The sequence below is a fragment of the Pseudomonas sp. S9 genome (assembly GCF_000222125.1).
In the GTDB taxonomy this organism is placed as follows: domain Bacteria; phylum Pseudomonadota; class Gammaproteobacteria; order Pseudomonadales; family Pseudomonadaceae; genus Aquipseudomonas; species Aquipseudomonas segetis.
Window position 1 is genome coordinate 370702 of sequence record NZ_AFFX01000005.1, and the last position, 20612, is coordinate 391313.

Genomic DNA, 20612 nt, shown 5'->3' on the forward strand with positions numbered 1-20612 from the left:
GCCAAGCGGTAACCTCTGCATACAATCTTTGTGCGGATAAGCAAAACCCCGGCAATTGCCGGGGTCTATGGGGAGCTGCAAGACGTATTTAGCCGCGATGCCTGGCGCGGAAGAAGTCGATCAAGCCTTGGGTCGAGGCGTCTTCTGCGTCATTCTGCTCGGTGCCCGTCAGGCGCGAATAAACCCCCTTGCCCAGTTCCTTGCCCAGTTCCACACCCCACTGATCGAAGGCGTTGATGCCCCAGATAACGCTTTGGGTGAAGACTTTGTGTTCATACAAGGCAACCAGCGCGCCGAGGCGACGTGGGCTGATACGCTCCAGCACCAAGGTGTTGCTGGGGCGGTTGCCGGGAATCACCTTGTGCGGCGCCAGTTCGGCGATCTTAGCCTCATCCATGCCCTGGTTACGCAGCTCGGCCTGGGCTTCGCTAAAGCTCTTGCCGAGCATCAGTGCCTGGCTTTGCGACAGGCAGTTGGCGTACAGCCATTGGTGATGGTCGGCCACGGGGTTATAGCTGACAACTGGCACGATGAAGTCTGCCGGAATCAGTAGGGTGCCCTGATGCAATAGTTGGTGATAGGCATGCTGGCCATTACAGCCGACGCCGCCCCAGATCACCGGACCTGTCGCGCAGTTCACCGGGTTGCCATCTTGCATCACCGACTTGCCGTTGGACTCCATGTCGAGCTGCTGCAAGTGCTTGGTGATGTTGCGCAAATAGTGGTCGTACGGCAGGATCGCCTGGCTCTGGGCACCCCAGAAGTTGCCATACCAGACACCGAGCAACGCCATGAGAACCGGCATGTTCTGTTCAAACGGCGCAGTCTGGAAGTGCCGGTCCATGCTGTAGGCACCGGAGAGTAATTCCTTGAAGTTGGACATGCCGATGGTCATCGCAATCGGCAAGCCAATCGCCGACCACAGCGAGTAACGACCGCCTACCCAATCCCACATCGGGAAGATATTTTCTTCGCGAATGCCAAAGGCCACAGCGGCCGTGGTGTTGCTCGACACCGCAATGAAGTGGCGGTAGAGCTCCGCCTCGCTGCCGCCTTGGGCCAGGTACCAGGCCCGCGCCGCTTGCGCGTTCTTCAGGGTTTCCAGGGTGCTGAACGATTTTGACGAGACGATAAACAGTGTGGTTTCGGCACGCAGCTTGGCTGCAAGGTCGTGAAATGAGCTGCCGTCGATATTGGCCAGGTAGTGACAGCGTACGCCGCGCTGGGCAAAGGGCAGCAAGGCCTCGGAGACCAGTTGCGGCCCGAGGAAGGAGCCACCGATGCCGATGTTGACCACGTCGGTGATTGGCTTGTCGGTGTAACCGCGCCACAGGCCGTCATGCACGCTGCCAACCAAAGCGGTCATCTTGTTGAGTACCTGTTGGACCTGAGGCATGACATCGACGCCCTCGACCAGCACCTTGTCTCCGATAGGGCGGCGCAGGGCGGTATGCAGGGCGGGACGGCCTTCGGAGGCATTGAGATGTTCGCCGCGGAACATGGCATCGATGGCGGCTTGCAGGTCAACATCGCGCGCCAGCTTGACCAGCAGGTCGCGGGTTTCAGTGGTCATCAGGTTCTTCGAATAGTCGAGGAACAGGCCACAACCGCTCAGGCTGAAAGTCGAGAAACGCTGGGGATCGTTGGCGAATGCTTCGCGCATGCTGAAGTTCTGCAAGCTGGTTCGATGTGCCTGGAGCGCTTGCCAAATGGGCTGGGCAGTAACATCGAGAGGCTGCTGGTAATACGGCATTGGCGCGGGCTTCCTTTTATGGAGAATTGTAGGTTTGTCCAGGGTTGCGGTCACAGGTTCATTGCATCCTGCGTTGACCCCAGCCAACTGCAAGTTGCTACGTTACTGCTAGAACGGGCCTTGTTACCAGCCGCACAAGCAGCTTTTAGCTTAGCCGCTTATCCTGGCAACTTGTCTAGAGACCCGCCACTGATGCAGGGGCAGGCTCATCCATGAGCGGGATGCTTATGCGGGCGTGTCGAGATCGACCAACAGGTTGTCGATCAGTCGGGTGTAACCGATAAAGGCTGCAACCAGAATAACCAGATGACGGTCTTCTGCGGTGACCGGGCGCAAAGTATTGGCCTCACGCACTTCAAGGTAGTCCGGGCGAAAGCCAGCCGCTGTGTGCTGGCTTTGTGCATGAGTGATCAGCTTTTCAAGGTCGCGCTCGCCGGCTTTGAGTGCCGCGGCCATCTCCTGCAACGAGCGGTACAGAACGGTTGCGGCCTTGCGTTGCTCGTCACTCAGGTAACCGTTGCGAGACGATAGCGCCAAACCGTCGGCCGAGCGGACCGTCGGTTCGCCAATAATCTGGATTGGCATGTTCAGGTCGTTGACCAGGGTGCGGATGACGGCCAGTTGCTGGAAGTCCTTTTGGCCGAAGATCGCCAGGTCAGGCTGGACCATGTTGAACAGCTTGCTGACCACAGTCGCCACGCCGTCGAAGTGGCCAGGGCGACTGGCGCCGCACAGGCCTTCGGAAACACCGAGGACGCTGACCCGGGTTTGTTCGTTCATGCCTTGTGGGTACATCTCTTCAACGCTAGGGGTGAAGAGCAGGTTGCAACCGGCCTTGATCAGTTTTTCTTGATCGGCAGCCAAGGTGCGCGGGTATTTGTCGAGGTCTTCATTGGCCCCGAATTGCAGCGGGTTTACAAATATGCTCGCCACCACGAAGTCGCTGCGTTGAGCGGCTTTCTCGACCAGTGCCACGTGCCCTGCATGGAGGTTGCCCATGGTCGGGACCAGGCTGATGTGTTTGCCTTCGGCACGGGCGGCCGCAACAGCAGCACGTAATTCGCGAACGGTTTTAACCGTGTTCATGCAGAGAATCCATGTTCGGCAGCTGGGAAGCTTTGGTCTTTGACGGCCCTGACGTAGGCAGTCAGGGCACCCTGGATGCTATTTTGTCCGACCATGAAGTTCTTCACGAATTTGGGCGCACGGCCAGTGAGTGACAGGCCCAGCATGTCATGGACCACCAGTACCTGGCCGTCTGTGCCGCCACCGGCGCCGATACCTATCACTGGAATATTGACCGCCTGGGTGATTTCAGTCGCCAGTTCGCTCGGCACGCACTCGAGAAGCAGCATGGCCGCTCCAGCTTGTTCGAGGGCCATGGCGTCGGCGCGCATTTGTCGGGCCTGGGCCTCCTGGCGGCCTTGTACCTTGTAGCCACCCAACACATTTACAGCCTGGGGTGTCAGGCCCAGGTGCGCGCACACCGGGATGCCACGTTCGGCCAGCAGGCGGATGGGTTCAGCCAGCCAGAGCGCACCTTCGAGCTTGACCATGTGCGCACCGGCCTGCATCAGGCTTGCGGCGTTGCTCATGGTTTGTTCAGTGGTCGCGTAGGCCATGAATGGCAAGTCAGCAACGATAAGCGCGCCCTGGTTGCCGCGTTTGACAGAGGCCACGTGATAAGCCATTTCAGCTGTGGTTACGGGCAGTGTGCTGTCGTGGCCTTGTAGGACCATGCCCAGCGAATCGCCAACCAGTATCACATCCACACCAGCCTGGCTGGCCGCATGGGCGAAGGTGGCATCGTAACTGGTCAGCATGGCGATCTTTTCGCCGCTTTGCTTGAGGCTTTGCAGAGTAGTCAGGGTGATATCAGGCATTTAGATTGTCCTCACTCAGGCATTATCAAGCAGATAGCTGCTCTAATTTGGCCTGCATTGGCCTCGGTTTGCACCGGTGCTGGGCAACGGGACGCCTATAGTCCTGATGACGAAGCCCTAAGTCAATTGCAGGTGTTACCCGCTTGTTACCGAGGTTGTATTGCGATGTCGGTCTCGATGGCTTGCCGGGCCCGTAAACACTGCCTCCAAGCCGCGATTTTGCTCGCTATCAAGAGGTGTTACTTCGGTGACGACTGGCCTGTGCCTGGCAGGCGTTCAAGGCCTTCGAATGGGCACTGGGCAAGCAAGGTGGATAAGGATCGACCATCCGGCAATCGCAGCTCAGGGGCAAGCTCGGCGAGCGGATACAGGACAAAGGCCCGCGCATGCATATGATAGTGCGGCACGGTCAGGCGGGGTTCGTTGAGCCTTTGCTGGCCGAACAGCAGGATGTCCAGGTCGAGTGTTCGAGGCCCCCAGCGCTGATCTTTGCGTTCACGACCCTGTTCGAGCTCTATGGCCTGCAAGGCGTCCAGTAGCTGCAGCGGGCTCAGTTGAGTGTCGAGCGCCGCCACTGCATTGAGGTAGCGTGGCTGATCTGCTGGGCCCAGCGGGTCGCTGGCGTAGAAGCTCGATTGTGCGACCAACTGCGTTTGCTCAATCCTGGCGAGCGCCGCCAACGCTGCATTGAGTTGCTGTTGCGGCGTTGCCAGGTTGCTGCCCAGGCCAATATAGACGCGTGTCATTAGTCGTTAGTCGTTGCTTTGGGCGGGACTGTTGTCGGCCGCCGGGTTGCGTTTGCGGCGATTGTTGGTCCGGCGACGCTTGCGCGGTGCGCCTGCGCTGTCATCTTTGGCGCTGAGGTCGCGAATCATGTTGCGGCGCTCGCTGTCACTGGCGTCCTGGTAGAGAGTCCACCAATCGCCGAGGCCATTGGTTTGTTCGCCAGCACTTTCACGCAGTAACAGGAAGTCATAACCGGCACGGAAGCGAGGGTTGTCCAGCAGTGCATCGGCGCGTTTTCCGCTGCGGCGCGGCAAACGTTCCTGCATGTCCCATATTTCACGGATAGGCATGGTAAAGCGCTTGGGAATAGCGATGCGCTGGCATTGCTCGGCAATCAATTCGTGCGCGGCTTCCTGCATGGCCGGGATCGGCGGCATACCGCGTTCCTGCAAGCGAAGAACCCGGGCGGGCAGTGCAGGCCAGAGCAGCGCGGCAAAGATGAACGCCGGGGTTACGGTCTTGCCCTGCTTGATGCGCTGGTCGGTGTTGACCAACGCATTGTGGATCAGGTCGTCGGTGTACTCCGGGTTTTGCTTGAGTGCGGCAGCTGAGGCAGGGAACAGTTGGCCAAACAGGCCGTAGTCGACCAGCAGTTCGTAGGTGTAGACCGCATAGCCTGCGAGAAACAGTTTGAGCACTTCATCAAACAGGCGGGCAGAAGGAATTTCATTCAGCAGCGGCGCCAGCTTGTAGATTGGCGCAGCGCTGTGTTTCTCAATGTCAAAATCGAGCTTTGCCGCGAAGCGAATCGCCCGCAGCATGCGCACGGGGTCTTCCTGATAGCGTTGGGTCGGGTCGCCGATCAGGCGTACCAGGTTGTTGCGGATGTCGTGGGCACCGTTGGCGTAGTCAAGAATGCGCTCGTTGGATGGATCGTAGTACAGCGCATTGATGGTGAAGTCGCGGCGTTGGGCATCGTCTTCCAGATTGCCGTATACGTTGTCGCGCAGGATCCGACCGTTCTCGTTGCGTGAAGACAGGTTGCTGTTTTCTTCTTCATCACCCTGTGGGTGGTTGGCGCGAAAGGTCGCAACTTCGATGATCTCGCGACCAAAATGCACATGCACCAGTTTGAAGCGGCGCCCGATAACCCGGGCATTACGAAATTCGGCGCGTACCTGTTCAGGCGTGGCACTGGTTGAGACGTCGAAGTCTTTCGGTTCGACATCGAGCAGCAGGTCACGGACACAGCCGCCGACCAGGAATGCCTGATAGCCAGCGTTTTGTAGGCGCTCGACGACACTTATGGCGTAGCGACTGATTTGCCCGCGCTGGATAGGGTGTTGGTTGCTATTGAGCACAACAGGAGTGCTGTGCGCATGCTTTGCATTGCGTACAGGAGGGCGTAACGACTTGAACAGCTTTTTCAGCATGGGATGCACTGTATAGCGAAATGGCCGGCCAGAATTAATGTTGACCGCAGGATTGGCGCGGATTCTAGCATTATGCGGGGATATGGTGTAGGAGGGAGGTGAATCATTGTCGAAATGCGTAAAGCACTGAGGGAGCCGAAGCTCCCTCTTAAATGGTTACGTGCTTTATTGTTATTATTATTTCGGGCTTGTTGTTTTTGTTCAATTGCCCGTTCCTTTTGGCCTGAGGCCTGAGGAAAATCTCCCAAGTCGGGAGTTAGTAGCAAACGGATTTCTTTGGATGCTGACATTGCAATGATCGTTCCGTGATCCAACCAGTTCAGGTGCTGCTTATAAGCAGTTTTGTTGTTCTCTACCTGGTCGCGGGGCAAGCCCCAAAAGCACATCCTCTCCAAAAGAATCAGTTTTCTGCGCCTCCTGTCCTGTTGTTTTTGTTGTACTGGAGTCGTTACGTTTTATTTTTATTATCTTTTTTGCTGCTTGTTATTGTTGTTGTGCAATAGATAAAGCATTTGCCGTGCCAGCTTTTGTGAATCCTTTAAAATCAACGACTTACGATTATTGAAGGTCATGGGCAGATACAAAAAAGCCGGGGTGACGTTACCGTAACTCCCGGCTTTTGTTACTAAGTATTGAAACGGTAACAGTCTGTGGAACCCTGTCAGCCTTCGAATGTCTCTCCAGGCCTGGTGCGCTTAGCCGTTGACCGCACCGGATTTGCGCCGAGGAATCCCCAGGCGCTGGCGGCGTTCCCACAGGCATTTGCGACTGATGCCCAATTTGCGCGCCAACTCGGTTTCGGTCATATGGTCCTGATGCTCAAGGACGAAGTGCTGGAAGTAGTCCTCCAGCGACAGGTCCTCGGTCGGCTCATGGCTGTTGTTGCTGGTCTGGGCGCTGTTCGACATGCTGCTGTCGAAGTCATCGTCCTCCATATCATCGAGCTCAACATCTATACCCAGCAGCTCGGCGGTAATCAGCGGGCTTTCGCACAGGATCACCGCACGCTCGATGGCGTTTTCAAGTTCGCGCACATTACCCGGCCAGGGGTACTGGCGAATTGCATGTTCGGCATTTGCGGCGAAGTGCAGGTCGCTACGGCCAATGCGCGCCGATTGACGCTGGAGAAATGCCTGGGCAATTTCCAGTACGTCCTTGCCGCGTTCGCGCAGGGCTGGAAGCTTGAGCGCGATTACATGCAGGCGGTTATAAAGGTCTTCACGGAATTGCCCTGTTTTGGCCAGGGTTTTCACATCGCGGTGGGTGGCGGCAATCAGGCGGACGTCGACTTTTTGTGATTGCACCGAGCCAACCCGTCGAATTTCACCTTCTTGCAATACGCGTAACAGTCGCGCTTGCGCTTCGAGTGGCAACTCGCCAATTTCATCAAGAAACAAGGTACCGCCATCGGCGGCTTCAACCAGGCCCGCGCGTGCAGCACTGGCACCGGTAAAGGCGCCTTTTTCGTGACCAAAAAGCTCGGATTCGATCAGGGTTTCCGGAATTGCAGCGCAGTTGACCGAGATCAGTGGCGCTTTCGCGCGCTTGGACAGGTTGTGCAGCGCTCGGGCTACCAGCTCTTTACCGGTTCCCGACTCACCCTGGATCAGGACATTGGAGTCTGTCGGGGCGACTTTGCGGATTTTGCTGTAAAGCTCAAGCATTGACGGTGATGAGCCGATGATGCCGATCTCGCCGTTGCTGGTGTCGGTTGCCTTGTCGCTGACCGGTTGCGCACCAGTCGTGCGTTCAGGAGTTGCACCCAGGTTGCTCTTGAGGGCCTGATGGTCACGCAAGATGCGGGCAACGGCTTGAAGCATTTCATCATGGTCGAATGGTTTGGCAATGTAGTCGACTGCGCCCATCTTCATCGAATCCACGGCTGAGCGCAGGCTCGCGTAGCTGGTCATGATGAGTACAGGCGTGCCTTCACCGAGCTTTATCAGTTCGGTGCCGGGCGCGCCAGGCAAGCGCAAGTCACTGACGATCAAGTCAAAGCCGGGGATGCTGAAGCGCTCCTGGGCTTCTTGTACGGATCCGGCTTCGCTTACTTCGTACTGGTTGCGCTCAAGCAGGCGGCGCAAGGCAGAGCGGATAATGGTTTCGTCTTCGACGATCAAAATATGAGGCATTAATTCGGTCTCTCGACGGTCTCAGGTCGCTGGTTTAAGTCGCTATTGACGTCGCTTCAACATGCCGCGGCAATGTCACCCTGATTCGGGTGCCCCGTTGCAGTTCGGTATCAGCCGGGCTGTCGATTGTTATTTGTCCATAATGCTCTTCCACGATGGAATAGACCAGCGCAAGGCCGAGTCCGGTTCCACTGCCAGGATCTTTTGTGGTGAAAAACGGCTCGAATAAACGGTCCATTATCGCCTTGGGAATGCCGCTCCCTTCGTCCTCTACAATCAGGTCAACGGTATGCTCGAAAGCCTCGCTCTTGACCCGGATGGCAGTATTCGCGGATGAAGCGTCGCGGGCATTGGACAACAGATTGATCAACACCTGTGCCAAACGTTGCGGGTCGCCCACGACCCAGTGATCGCAATCACACAAATTATAAAAATGTACTTCGACACTTTGCCTGTTTAAAGAGAGCAAACCAATGGCATCTTGTGCCACTTCAGCCAGGCACACCGGTTCATCGGCGTGTTGATGGGAGCCCGAGTGGGCAAAGCTCATCAACGATTGGACAATTCTCGATACGCGCTTGGTTTGCTCGATGATTTGCTGGCTGATTTCGGTCAGCTCGCTGTCTTCCTCGCGCTCTTCGCGCAGGTTTTGCGCCAGGCAGGCGATGCCGGTGATCGGGTTGCCGATTTCGTGGGCCACGCCGGCGGCGAGCCGACCAATACTGGCCAAACGTTCGGAGTGCACCAATTTGTCTTCGAGCACCTGGGTGTCGGTCATGTCTTCGAGCAGAATCACCAGCCCGCTGTTGCCGGGCGCGAGGGGTTCGATAATGGCGGCTTTATGCAGGCTGAGCCAGCGAATCATGCCGTCTTCACTCAGGCGGTGCTTGTGCAGGTGCTGGTCGGGCAGTTCGATGAAGTCCATCAGCAGGCTGCGCCAAGGCTCGCCCAGGGTGCCCAGGCGTGACCCGACCACGCGCTGTGCGGGCACACCGGTCAGTTCCTCCATGGCTTTGTTCCACATCAGGATTTCCTGATCCTTTGCCAGCGAACACACTCCCATTGGCAGCTCCTGCAGGGTCTGGCGGTGATAGCGGCGCAGTGCATCAAGCTCTGCTGCAAGACCGGTCAGGCGTGAGTGGTAGTCCTCAAGGCGGCTCTCTATAAAGTGTATGTCTTCGGTCACATAGGCTTCGCTGCCACTTTTGAAGGGTAGGAAAGTCTCGACTATGTCTTGTGACACGCTGGGCCCCATCAAGCCTGACAGGTTCGCTTCGATACGGTCACGCAATCGGCGCAGGGCATACGGGCGGCTTTCATCGAAGGGCAAGTGCAGGTCGCGCAGCGCCTGTTCGATTTCCCGTTGAGCAGTCTTGGCACCGAGGGGCTTGGCAAGCTGGGTGGCAAATTCTTGTGGTGATGCAGCCAGCAGTTCACGGCGCTGTGGGCGGCGTACGTTATCCACGGCGCAGGCTTGTGCGGCACTTTTTTCTTCCTCGCTGGCTTCGCTGAACAGCGAGACCAGGGTGAAGACCAACACGTTGGCGGCGAGGGAGCCGGTTGCGGCAAGGTGCCAGCTGCTGTCGTTGAGCACATAAACTATTTCTACGACAGGCAGGTAGATGTTCTGCAGGTTGCCGAGCAATGGCATCAGCATGCTGACGGCCCAGACGATGATGCCTGCCAGCAACCCGGCTATAAAACCGCGTCGATTGGCCGTTGGCCAGTACAAAACCGAGAGCACCCCCGGAAGAAACTGCAGGGTAGCGACAAAGGCCACTATGCCCAGGTTGGCCAGGTCTTGCTCGGCACGCAGCAGGGCGTAGAAACCGTAGCCGGCCATGATGATCAAGACGATCAGGGCGCGTCGGGTCCATTTCAGCCAACGGTAGATATTGCCTTCGGCCGGGGGCTGGTACAGCGGTAGCACCACATGGTTGAGCAGCATGCCCGAGAGCGCCAGGGTGGTGACAATGATCAGGCCGCTGGAGGCTGATAAACCACCGACATAGGCGATCAGTACCAGTGTCGGGCTATTGACCGCCATGCCCAGGCCAAGGGTGAAGTATTCGGGATTGGTGGTCGCACCGAGCTTCAGTCCCGCCCAGAGAATCAGGGGGACGGCCAGGCTCATCAATAGTAGAAACAGCGGCAGGCCCCAGCTGGCGCTAACCATTGCCCGTGGGTTGATATTCTCGGTAAAGGTCATGTGGTACATGTGTGGCATTACGATCGCAGAGGCGAAAAACACCAGCAGCAAGGTGCGCCAAGGGCCTTCCTGCAGCGGTGTATGCAGGCTGGTCAGGGCTGCCTGGTTCTGCACCAGCCACTGTTCCAGATCGTGGGGGCCGTTAAATACCGCATAGAGTGCATAGAGACCGATGGCGCTGATCGACACCAGCTTGACCACCGATTCGAACGCAATGGCGAAAACCAGGCCTTCATGCTTTTCTCGCGTTGCGATGTGGCGTGCGCCAAAGAGAATGGTAAACAGGATGATCAGCACGCAGAAACTGATCGCAACACGTGCCTGCATGGGCTCGTGGGTAAGAATGCTGATGGTGTCGGCCACTGACTGGATCTGCAGGGCGAGAAGCGGCAATACCCCAATAAACATGAAAATGGTGGTCAGCGCGCCGGCCCAGGTGCTGCGGAAGCGAAAGGCAAACAAGTCGGCAAGCGAGGACAACTGGTAGGTCCGGGTGATACGTAATATCGGGTAGAGCAGCACCGGCGCCAGCAGGAAGGCGCCCGAAACCCCCAGGTAGCTGGCGAGAAAACCATAGCCATATTGGTAGGCCAGGCCAACCGTGCCATAGAACGCCCAGGCGCTGGCGTATACACCCAGGGAAAGGGTATAGGTCAGCGGATGGCGGATGATTTTACGCGGGATCAAACCGTGCTCGCTGGCCCAGGCCACGCCAAACAGCATGAGCAGGTAAGCGGCACTGATGAGTATCAGCTGGCCAAGACTAAAGCTCATCGGCATCTCGTTGACTCTGCAGAATAAATGTCACCACGATCAGAATCAGCCAAAGCAGATAAGGTCGGTACCAGGCACCGTTGGGGTCAATCCACCAATCCATGATGGCCGGGGAAAACAGGTAAATTCCCACCACCAGAATCAGCACGAGTCGATAGATATACATGCCGCATCTCTTTTCGTGAGTCTGCTGATGTTACCGGATGCGTGCGCGGCTGCGTAGTTTGCGAATGCTTGATGGTTAACATCGTCAAGGCGCGCCAGCCTGATACGAATAACAGCTTGGGTTGTATCTTTAAACTGCAATGGCCATCAGCCAATCTTGTGTTTCGAGCCAAGCCGCCGGTTGTGGACCTTATTTTGTGCGTATGATCGGTGGCAGATGCGTGGCTGCGCGATTCTGGTGCTTCAACGCTTGGCCCTGGGTTCGAACACCCACGGAGTAGGGCCCTGGCATAAGTTTTGCGCAGCATGTTTATCGCTCAGGCTAGCAGGAGGCCCGCTGTGTCGATCCATATCGCATTACATCACGTTACCCATTACCGGTATGACCGGGCCGTTAACCTGGGCCCGCAGATTGTGCGTTTACGTCCAGCTCCGCATAGCCGCACCCGGGTGCTTTCCTATGCGCTGAACGTCGAGCCTGACGAGCACTTTATCAACTGGCAGCAGGACCCGCAGGGCAATTACCTGGCGCGTTTGGTGTTTCCGGAAAAAACGCGCGAGCTGAAGGTCGAGGTCGACCTGGTTGCGGAGATGGCGGTCTTTAATCCGTTCGATTTCTTTCTGGAACCCTACGCGGAAAAAATCCCGTTCAAGTACACCGAAAGCGAGCAGCGCGAGCTGGCGCCTTATTTGGTGACCTTGCCAAGCACACCATTATTTGCGAAGTACCTGGCAGGTATTTCCCGCGAGCCATTGCCGAGCATTGATTTTCTGGTGGCGATCAACCAGCGCCTGGCGGGCGATATCAAGTACCTGATCCGCATGGAACCAGGTGTACAGACGCCTGAGCAAACCCTGGAGAATGCATCGGGTTCATGCCGCGACACCGCCTGGCTGATGGTGCAACTGTTACGTCAGCTGGGCCTGGCCGCGCGTTTCGCCTCTGGCTACCTGATTCAACTGACGGCTGATGTGAAATCGCTGGATGGGCCCTCGGGCACCGATGTCGATTTCACGGACCTGCATGCCTGGTGCGAAGTTTATTTGCCGGGCGCAGGTTGGATTGGCCTGGATCCTACCAGCGGCTTATTTGCTGGCGAAGGTCACATTCCGCTGGCCTGCAGCCCCGAGCCTTCGTCGGCTGCGCCAATCAGTGGTGGAGTTGATGAGTGTGAATGCGAGTTTTCTCACGAAATGCGCGTTGAACGTATCTGGCAGGCACCACGTGTCACCAAGCCCTATACCGAAGCGCAGTGGCTGGCGATCAAAAGCCTGGGCAAACAGATCGATCAAGCGCTCAAAGACGTGGATGTACGCTTGACCATGGGCGGTGAACCAACATTCGTGGCGCTTGATTACCCCGACGATGCCGAGTGGAATACTGCGGCGTTGGGGCCGAACAAACGGTTGCTGGCCGCTGATTTGTTTCACCGTTTGCGCGAGCATTACGCGCCCAATGCCCTGGTCCATTTTGGCCAGGGCAAGTGGTACCCCGGCGAGCAGTTGCCGCGTTGGTCGTTGAACTGCTTCTGGGGGCGTGACGGCCAGCCAATCTGGCAAGATGCCAGGTTGTATGCTGATGAACACAATGATTCCGGCGCCGATGAAGCTTTGGCCGCCACATTCCTCCACACCCTCGCCGGGCGCCTGGGGCTGTCAGCCCAGCCCCTCTTTCCCGCCTATGAAGATAGCTTTTATTACCTGTGGCGTGAGCGCAAATTACCCAGCAACGTGACCCCGGATGATCCGCGCCTGGCCGACCCACTGGATCGCGCACGCCTGCGCAAGGTCTTCGAGCAGGGGCTGGATAAGATTATTGGCCATGTCTTGCCCTTGGCGCGTAACGCCGCTGAAACCGAGTGGCAGACCGGCAGTTGGCAGCTGCGCGATGAGCATTGCTGGCTGATTCCAGGTGATTCGCCGTTGGGCTATCGCTTGCCCCTGGAGTCCCAGCCTTGGGTCAGCAAAGCAGATTATCCCTACGTCAACCCGGTCGATCCTTCACAGCCAATGGCGCCGTTGCCGCAAGCTACCCAGGTTCAAAATCAGGTGCGTGGCGTCTGGCAAGGCAATCAAAGAACACCCGCAAAGCCAATGCCATTGCACACATCCGCCCAGGACATTGTGCGTACGGCTTTATGTGCTGAGCCCCGCGAGGGTCGCTTGTATCTATTTATGCCGCCCCTGGCCCGCCTGGAAGATTATCTGGAGCTGGTTGCAGCCATTGAAGCCACTGCCGCTGAGCTGGATTGCCCGGTGTTGCTCGAAGGTTACGAGCCATCGCGTGATCCGCGCCTGCAGTTTTTCAGGGTCACGCCCGACCCGGGGGTCATTGAGGTCAATATTCACCCATCCGCGAGTTGGGATGAATTGGTCGAGCGTACCGAGTTTCTTTATGAAACTGCCCGGCAGTGCCGCCTGAGCAGTGAAAAATTCATGATAGATGGTCGCCACACCGGAACTGGAGGCGGTAATCATTTCGTGCTTGGTGGCGCGACACCGGCGGACTCACCTTTTCTACGGCGGCCAGATTTGCTGCGCAGCCTGATCAGCTATTGGCACAATCATCCGTCACTGTCGTATTTGTTTTCAGGGCTGTTCATTGGCCCGACCTCGCAAGCCCCGCGCGTGGATGAAGCTCGCAACGATGCACTCTATGAACTGGAAGTGGCCTTCGCACAAATGCCTGAACCCGGCAAGGAGTGCGCGCCGTGGCTGGTCGATCGCTTGCTGCGTAACTTGCTGGTTGACGTTACCGGTAATACGCACCGTGCCGAGTTTTGCATCGACAAACTCTATTCACCGGATTCAGCCTCGGGGCGGCTTGGCTTGCTTGAGCTGCGCGCCTTTGAAATGCCACCACATGCGCAAATGAGCCTGGCTCAACAGCTTTTGCTGCGTGCGCTGATCGCACGTTTCTGGAAACAGCCCTATCAACCCGCAAGGCTGGTGCGCTGGGGTACCGAGCTGCATGATCGGTTCATGCTCGCGCATTATGTCGAGCAGGACTTCAATGATGTCTTGCAGGAGTTGAACGCCGAGGGTTACAGGTTTCGCGCCGAGTGGTTTGCGCCGCACTTTGAGTTCCGCTTCCCGAAAGCCGGTGATTTCAATGTCAAAGGCATCGACCTGGAGTTGCGCCAGGCGCTTGAGCCTTGGCATGTGCTCGGTGAGGAAGGCACGGCAGGCGGTACTGTTCGCTATGTCGATTCATCCCTTGAGCGCATGCAGATCAAGGTGCGCGGCATGGCGCCGGATCGCTACGTGATTACCTGCAATGGCGTGCCCGTTCCTTTGCATTCGAACGGCAAGGTGGGCGAGTTCGTTGCAGGGGTTCGTTATCGAGCCTGCCAGCCCGCCAACTGCCTGCAACCGACCATTGGCGTGCATGCGCCCTTGGTGTTTGATGTGCTGGATACCTGGATGAGCCGCTCTCTGGGTTGCTGCCAGTACCATGTTGCGCATCCTGGCGGGCGAAATTACGAAACCCTGCCGGTCAATGCCTATGAGGCTGAAAGCCGGCGTTTGGCGCGCTTCTTCAGGCTCGGCCACAGTCCAGGCAAGCGCGCGCCAGGGGCGGTGATTGCAAATGGTGAATTGCCGATGACGCTGGACTTGCGTCTGATCCCTTCTGGTCGCAAAGACTAACCTTTAGTTTGATGGCGCCTTATCCGCGCGCAATAACCCGAATCAGCAACCATGGCTTGGGTTATTGCGCCAGTGGAGCTCCGGGCTCAGCCTGTATTCGCTGTCGTGCGAGGGCTGGCCGGTGGTGCATTTACGGATATGCTTCAAAAATACCTACGCGCAAATGCTAAAGTTCGCGCATGTTAATGACTGTCTGAGATTTTGATGGCTGACCTGCTTGCCGACTATTCGCTCAATGATGCTGCCTACAACGAGCTGCTCGACACCGACGGGCAGGTACGACCTCATTGGCGGCGGATTGTCGAGCAATTGCAGCGTAACACGCCGTTTCAGTTGCAACTGCGCCAGGACTTGCTGGCGCGGCAAATCCAGGAAAATGGCATTACCTACAACGTTTATGCCGACCCGGAAGGCGCCGATCGCCCGTGGGAGCTGGATCTGCTGCCAAATGTAATTGCTGCGGATGAATGGCAGGTGATCGCCAAAGGGATCGCCCAGCGTGCCGAGTTGCTCAATCAGGTGCTGGCGGATCTGTACGGGCCGCAAACCTTGCTCGCTGATGGCTTGCTGCCCGCTGAGCTGGTCTTTGGACACAACAATTTTCTCTGGCCCTGTCAGGGCATCGAGGTACCAGGCGCAACCTACCTGCATATTTATGCGGTTGACCTGGCGCGTGCTCCCGATGGACGTTGGTGGGTCACCGCAGACCGAACCCAGGCGCCATCTGGCGCGGGCTATGCCCTGGAAAACCGGCAGATTGTTTCACGCGCCTTTCCGGATCTTTACCGTGACATGCGGGTGCAGCATCTCGCTGGTTTCTTCCGCACACTGCAAGAAACCATTGCCAGGCAAGCGCCTGCCGACGGCGAGACACCGCTGGTCGTGGTGCTGACGGCGGGGCGCCTCAACGAAAGCTACTTCGAGCACCTGTATCTGGCCCGTCAACTGGGCTATCCATTGGTTGAAGGTACCGATTTAACCGTCCGAGATGCCACGGTGTACCTTAAAACCCTCGCCGGGTTGCGCCGGGTTCATGCGATTTTACGGCGTCTGGATGATGATTTCTGCGACCCGCTGGAGTTGCGTATCGACTCGGCGCTCGGCGTACCTGGCCTGCTCGATGCCGTGCGCCAGGGGCGGGTGCTGGTCACCAACGCATTGGGTAGTGGCGTGCTTGAGTCCCCGGGGTTCTCTGGCTTCTTGCCCGCTATCAGTGAAAAACTGCTGGGCGAGCCTTTGCTGTTGCCGAGCATTGCCAGTTGGTGGTGCGGAGAGCCGCCAGTGCTGGAGGAGGCGCTTGGCAAATTACCTGAGTTGTTGATTCGCCCGAGTTTCCCCTCGCAAAGTTTTGATCCGGTATTCGCCCGTGACCTCGACGAACCGCAGCGCGAAGCCCTGGAGCAGCGCCTTAGGAATCGACCTTACGCCTATGTTGCGCAAGAAGTTGCGCAGTTGTCGCAGGCCCCGGTCTGGCAGAGTGACAAGCGCTGCTTGGCGCCGCGCGCCATTGGCATGCGGGTGTTTGCGGTTGCCGGGCCAAATGGATATCGGGTTATGCCGGGAGGCTTGAGCCGAGTTGCCGCGCAAGCTGATGCGGAAGTCGTTTCGATGCAGCGCGGCGGCGCCAGTAAAGACACTTGGGTACTGGGCAGTCGTAGTACGGGCAGTGAGTCCTGGCAGGGCATGCGACCTTTGGGCGTTGCCGACCTGGTCCGCAGTGACCCGTATCTCCCGTCGCGAATCGTCGAAAACCTGTTCTGGTTCGGGCGTTATAGCTCTCGCTGTGAAGGCAATGCACGGTTGTTGCGAATCATGCTGTCGCGCTATGTCGATGATGACGATGACCCGCGCGCGCTTGAGGCCGTGTTGAGCCTGGGCGAGCGCCTTGGCCTGTTGCCGGATGGGGGGGGCGGCCAGACATTGGAGCAGCGCCTGGAACAGGCATTGCTCGGCGATGAATGGCCGGTCAGCCTGCGAACTAACCTGCAGCATCTGATCTGGACCGCGGGCAGCGTGCGCGGCAAGCTGTCTCAAGCCAACTGGCAGGCCTTGTTGGAGTTGCAGATCGAGGCGCAGGAGCTTGAAGTTCAGCAGACGGACTTTGGCGAGGCGCTGGATTTCCTCAATGGCTTGGTGATGTCGCTCGCGGCACTTTCAGGGTTTGCCCTGGGCGACATGACGCGTGACGACGGCTGGCGCTTTCTGGTGATAGGTCGCTGCATTGAACGTCTTCAGTTCATGAGCGAGAGTATTGCCAGTTTTATTCGCAGCCCGATGGTCGATGATCAGTCGGCTTTGGAGTGGCTGCTGGAGTTGGGTAACAGTAGCATCACCTACCGTACCCGTTACCTTGCGACTGCCCAACTCATTCCGGTTCTCGACCTGCTATTGCTCGATGACCAGAACCCACACGCGGTGTTGTTCCAATTGCGAACCCTACTGAATTCCCAAGCCCGACTGGTCGAGCGCTTTGACCTGCCTGCTTCGTCGAAGCTGGCCAGCCTGGAGCGTCAGCTCAGCGGTTTTAGCCTTGCAACCCTGGAAAACTCCCTGTTCGGACCCAGCAGCGTGCGTGCCGTCTTGAATGGGTTGGCGCAGTTGCTCGAGAGTATTGCCCAGGCCAGTGCCGAGATATCTGATCAACTGGCGTTGCGTTTCTTCGTCCATGTTGATGCCAGCCAGCGGACGCAATCATCATGAGCAAGCCACAGGTTATCAATGACGAGGCGGAGGTAAAGCTGGCGCGCTACCAGGTGATTCACGACACCCATTACCGTTACTCGGCCCCTGTATCACTTGCGCAACAATTGGCGCATTTGGTGCCGCGCGATTGTGCCTGGCAGGTCAAGCATCAATGCCAGCTTGAAGTCAGCCCCAAACCCTGCATGCGCCATGACGGTTTGGACGTGTTTGGCAATCCGCTGACGCGTTTGGTGTTTGAGCGTCCGCACGACACATTGAAAGTCAGCGCCCAAATGCGCCTGGACGTGCTGGCGCGCCCGGCTGCGGTGTTGCAAGACTCTCCAGCCTGGGAAGATGCATGCGCTGCGCTGAGTTATAGCGGAACGGCGTTGCCTGCTGATTTGCTGGATGCCAGCAGGTTTCGCTTTCAGTCGCCTTATGTTCAGGTAAAGCACAATTTCGCCAAGTACTCGGCGGATTGCTTTGTGCCACGCAGGCCACTGTTGCTTGCGGTTCAGGCGCTTATGAACAAGATCTTTACCGAGTTCACCTTTGATGCAGTGGCCACGCAGGTGGCGACGCCTTTGTTGCAGGTGTTGCAAGAGCGCCGGGGCGTATGCCAGGACTTTGCCCACCTGATGCTGGCCTGTTTGCGCTCGCAGGGCGTGGCAGCCCGCTATGTCAGTGGTTATTTGCTGACGCAGCCACCGCCGGGACAGCCGCGTCTGATTGGGGCCGATGCTTCCCATGCCTGGGTTTCGGTGTATTGCCCGCGCCAGGGCTGGGTCGACTTTGATCCGACCAATAACATTCGTCCGGCGCTTGAACACATTACCTTGGCCTGGGGCCGTGATTTCGCGGATGTCTCGCCATTGCATGGTGTCATCCTGGGGGGCGGAAGCCATGACCCGGATGTGAAGGTGACAGTGCTGCCGCTCACGGAAGACGGGGCGATCGCACAGGCCTGAATGCAATATTCCAGCAAGTTTTTTTCCCCGTGCTAGCTTTTTTAAGGACCGCTGTACCTATTCCTTAGTGGAGCACGACCATGGACGATACAACCATCGTTAATGTTGGCACGGAAAAAATGAACGCGCTGTACAACCTGGTGACGCAGTACGGCGCCGCATTTGCCATAAAGATCCTATCAGCTGTCGCCTTCTGGGTGATTGGACGCTGGCTGATTGGCTTTGCAGTGGGCTTGGTGCAAAAAGGCCTGGGGCGCCAGCATGTTGATCCGACTGTTCTGCGCTACGTTGGCAACTTCATCACCGTTACCCTGAATATTCTTCTGGTCATTGGCATCCTCGGCTTCTTCGGGGTGCAGACCACAACCTTTGCTGCCTTGATCGCCGCGATTGGCCTGGCCATCGGCATGGCTTGGTCGGGCTTGCTGTCAAACCTGGCGGCAGGCGGCTTTATCATCATCTTGCGTCCGTTCAAGGTTGGTGACTTCATCTGTGCCGGCGGTGTAACGGGGACTGTTACCGAGATTGGCTTGTTCGTCACCGCCATTAACACCCCTGATAATGTGCTGACGCTGGGGGGCAACAACAAGATCTTCAGTGACAACATCCAGAATTTCTCGCACAACGCATTCCGCCGGGTGGACCTCAAGGCCCAGCTTTCAGGTGCCACCGACTACAAGGCGGCGGCTGCGCTGCTCCGAGAGCGGATTGCCGGGATTGATAACGTGCTGGCCGAACCCGCCGTGGATGTTTAAATCCTTTAATTCAAACTGGTCGGGCCGGTGATGGCGGTGCGTCCTTTTTGCCACACCCAACACTATTGGCAGGGGTTTTTCGACACCAACAAAATGATCAAGGATGCGCTGGGCGAGGCGGGCTTCCCGGCACCAATGCCCGCGCAAACGGTGATCATGCAGCAGGCCGGTTGAATCCAGCCTGGGTGTAGCGGCCTATTGGCCTTTCAGCCGGTTGAACAAGGGCGGGCAAGCTTCGCGTTGCCCGCCCTACAACGTCAGTAGGCGATACAACTTATGAGCCTTTGACCGCCTTCCAGAGCTTGCTCCCCAGCGTCACAACCACGAGCGCGATCGCACCCGCGATAATGCCCGCTACGCCGTTTAGCAGCACAGGTGCTGCACTGCCCATCAACTCCAAGCCAGAGCTGGTGGCCAGGTGCTCGGATGCCTGCTCTATCCAGTGATGCACCGCAGGCACGCCGTGGGTAAGGATGCCGCCGCCGACCAGGAACATTGCGGCGGTGCCTATCACCGACAGGCTCTTCATCAGGTAAGGGGCTGTGAACAAGATACCCCGGCCAAAACTGCGCGTAGCACGTGTGAACAAACCTTCGCCTTGGCGTTCGTTCAAATAGAGCCCGGCGTCATCCAGTTTGACGATGCCCGCGACCAACCCATAAACGCCAATAGTCATCACCAACGCAATGCCCGAGACCACTATGATCTGCTGCGTCATTGGCGCCCCGGTGACTGTGCCCAGGGTAATCGCAATAATTTCTGCTGAAAGAATAAAGTCTGTGCGAATGGCCCCGCCGATTTTTTCTCGCTCGAATGCTTTGACTTGCTCAGGTGATTTGCTCGCCGCTTCAAGCAATTCGGCTTTTTCTTGCTGGTCCTCTTCCTTGGAGTGCAAAAACTTGTGGGCCAGTTTCTCGAAGCCTTCAAAACACAGGAAGGCGCCACCGAGCATCAACAGCGGTGTAACAGCCCAGGGCGCGAGGGCGCTGATGACCAGGGCTGCAGGCACCAGAATCAACTTGTTGCGCAGTGAGCCCTTGGCAACAGCCCACACCACCGGCAGTTCCCGGTCGGCTCGCACGCCAGTAACCTGCTGGGCATTGAGCGCCAGGTCGTCGCCCAGGACGCCTGCGGTTTTCTTGGCTGCAACCTTGGTCATCAACGACACATCGTCGAGCACGGTTGCGATGTCATCTAAAAGGGTTAAAAGGCTACTGCCTGCCATCTAGGGAATTCCTTTGGTCTACGAAGCTTGAAGTATCTGAGCAGTACCTTAGCCCAACAATCAAGCATTTAGCGAACCTCTGAAAACGACTGCGCTGGCTACCGTTCCCAGCGGCTCCTTGGAGATCTAGTGTCCGTTGGATGTGTTTTTCATGGATATTGGTGATCTGTCGCAAGCTAATTGCACCTAAGCATTGTCCTACAGCGCTGGGTGCGGCACTCTTGAGCCTCTCAGACAACCCATGGACGGAGGCTAGGCT

General features: G+C 57.5%; 12 protein-coding genes and 1 pseudogene. 4 read left to right on the plus strand and 9 right to left on the minus strand.

Annotation, left to right across the window (positions count from 1 at the left end):
- Positions 1–88: 88 nt before the first annotated feature.
- From pgi to PSES9_RS24835, 8 genes are all read right to left on the minus strand, one after another.
- Positions 89–1753, minus strand: a complete 1665-nt coding sequence (gene pgi / locus PSES9_RS0113085; protein ID WP_010487586.1) for a glucose-6-phosphate isomerase — start codon at positions 1751–1753, stop codon at positions 89–91.
- 225 nt (positions 1754–1978) lie between these two features.
- Positions 1979–2839 (minus strand): pantoate--beta-alanine ligase, encoded by an 861-nt coding sequence (gene panC, locus PSES9_RS0113090; RefSeq protein WP_010487588.1) that lies wholly within the window; start codon positions 2837–2839, stop codon positions 1979–1981.
- A complete protein-coding gene (panB, locus tag PSES9_RS0113095) occupies positions 2836–3636 on the minus strand; it encodes a 3-methyl-2-oxobutanoate hydroxymethyltransferase (RefSeq protein ID WP_010487590.1) in 801 nt (266 codons plus the stop codon). Before panB ends, panC begins: the two co-directional genes overlap by 4 nt.
- A 239-nt stretch (positions 3637–3875) precedes the next feature.
- Positions 3876–4382 (minus strand): 2-amino-4-hydroxy-6-hydroxymethyldihydropteridine diphosphokinase, encoded by a 507-nt coding sequence (folK, locus tag PSES9_RS0113100; RefSeq protein WP_010487592.1) that lies wholly within the window; start codon positions 4380–4382, stop codon positions 3876–3878.
- 6 nt (positions 4383–4388) lie between these two features.
- On the minus strand, positions 4389–5795 hold the full coding sequence (locus PSES9_RS0113105; protein WP_010487594.1) for a polynucleotide adenylyltransferase PcnB: 1407 nt from the start codon (positions 5793–5795) through the stop codon (positions 4389–4391).
- A 695-nt stretch (positions 5796–6490) separates the two neighbouring features.
- Positions 6491–7927 carry a sigma-54-dependent transcriptional regulator gene (locus PSES9_RS0113110; protein WP_010487596.1) on the minus strand — a complete coding sequence of 479 codons (1437 nt, stop codon included), beginning with the start codon at positions 7925–7927 and terminating at the stop codon, positions 6491–6493.
- 34 nt (positions 7928–7961) lie between these two features.
- A complete protein-coding gene (locus PSES9_RS0113115; protein WP_029529543.1) occupies positions 7962–10916 on the minus strand; it encodes a sensor histidine kinase in 2955 nt (984 codons plus the stop codon).
- On the minus strand, positions 10900–11076 hold the full coding sequence (locus PSES9_RS24835; RefSeq protein WP_003244646.1) for a hypothetical protein: 177 nt from the start codon (positions 11074–11076) through the stop codon (positions 10900–10902). Before PSES9_RS24835 ends, PSES9_RS0113115 begins: the two co-directional genes overlap by 17 nt.
- A 338-nt stretch (positions 11077–11414) precedes the next feature.
- Here PSES9_RS24835 and PSES9_RS0113125 point away from each other — a divergent pair, with 338 nt between their 5' ends.
- The 4 genes and pseudogenes from PSES9_RS0113125 (at position 11415) to PSES9_RS23540 (ending at position 19302) form a co-directional block, all read left to right on the plus strand.
- On the plus strand, positions 11415–14723 hold the full coding sequence (locus PSES9_RS0113125) for a transglutaminase family protein (RefSeq protein WP_010487607.1): 3309 nt from the start codon (positions 11415–11417) through the stop codon (positions 14721–14723).
- Positions 14724–14927: 204 nt separating this feature from the next.
- Positions 14928–17423 (plus strand): circularly permuted type 2 ATP-grasp protein, encoded by a 2496-nt coding sequence (locus PSES9_RS0113130; RefSeq protein WP_010487609.1) that lies wholly within the window; start codon positions 14928–14930, stop codon positions 17421–17423.
- The gene (locus tag PSES9_RS0113135; RefSeq protein ID WP_010487610.1) at positions 17420–18373 is read left to right on the plus strand and encodes a transglutaminase family protein; all 954 of its coding nucleotides are present in this window, start codon (positions 17420–17422) and stop codon (positions 18371–18373) included. Before PSES9_RS0113130 ends, PSES9_RS0113135 begins: the two co-directional genes overlap by 4 nt.
- Positions 18374–18453: 80 nt before the next feature.
- A pseudogene (locus PSES9_RS23540) lies at positions 18454–19302 on the plus strand (mechanosensitive ion channel family protein).
- 100 nt (positions 19303–19402) lie between these two features.
- Here PSES9_RS23540 and PSES9_RS0113145 read toward each other — a convergent pair.
- Positions 19403–20353: a DUF808 domain-containing protein gene (locus PSES9_RS0113145; RefSeq protein WP_010487611.1), complete on the minus strand. Its 951-nt coding sequence runs from the start codon at positions 20351–20353 to the stop codon at positions 19403–19405.
- Positions 20354–20612 lie beyond the last annotated feature (259 nt).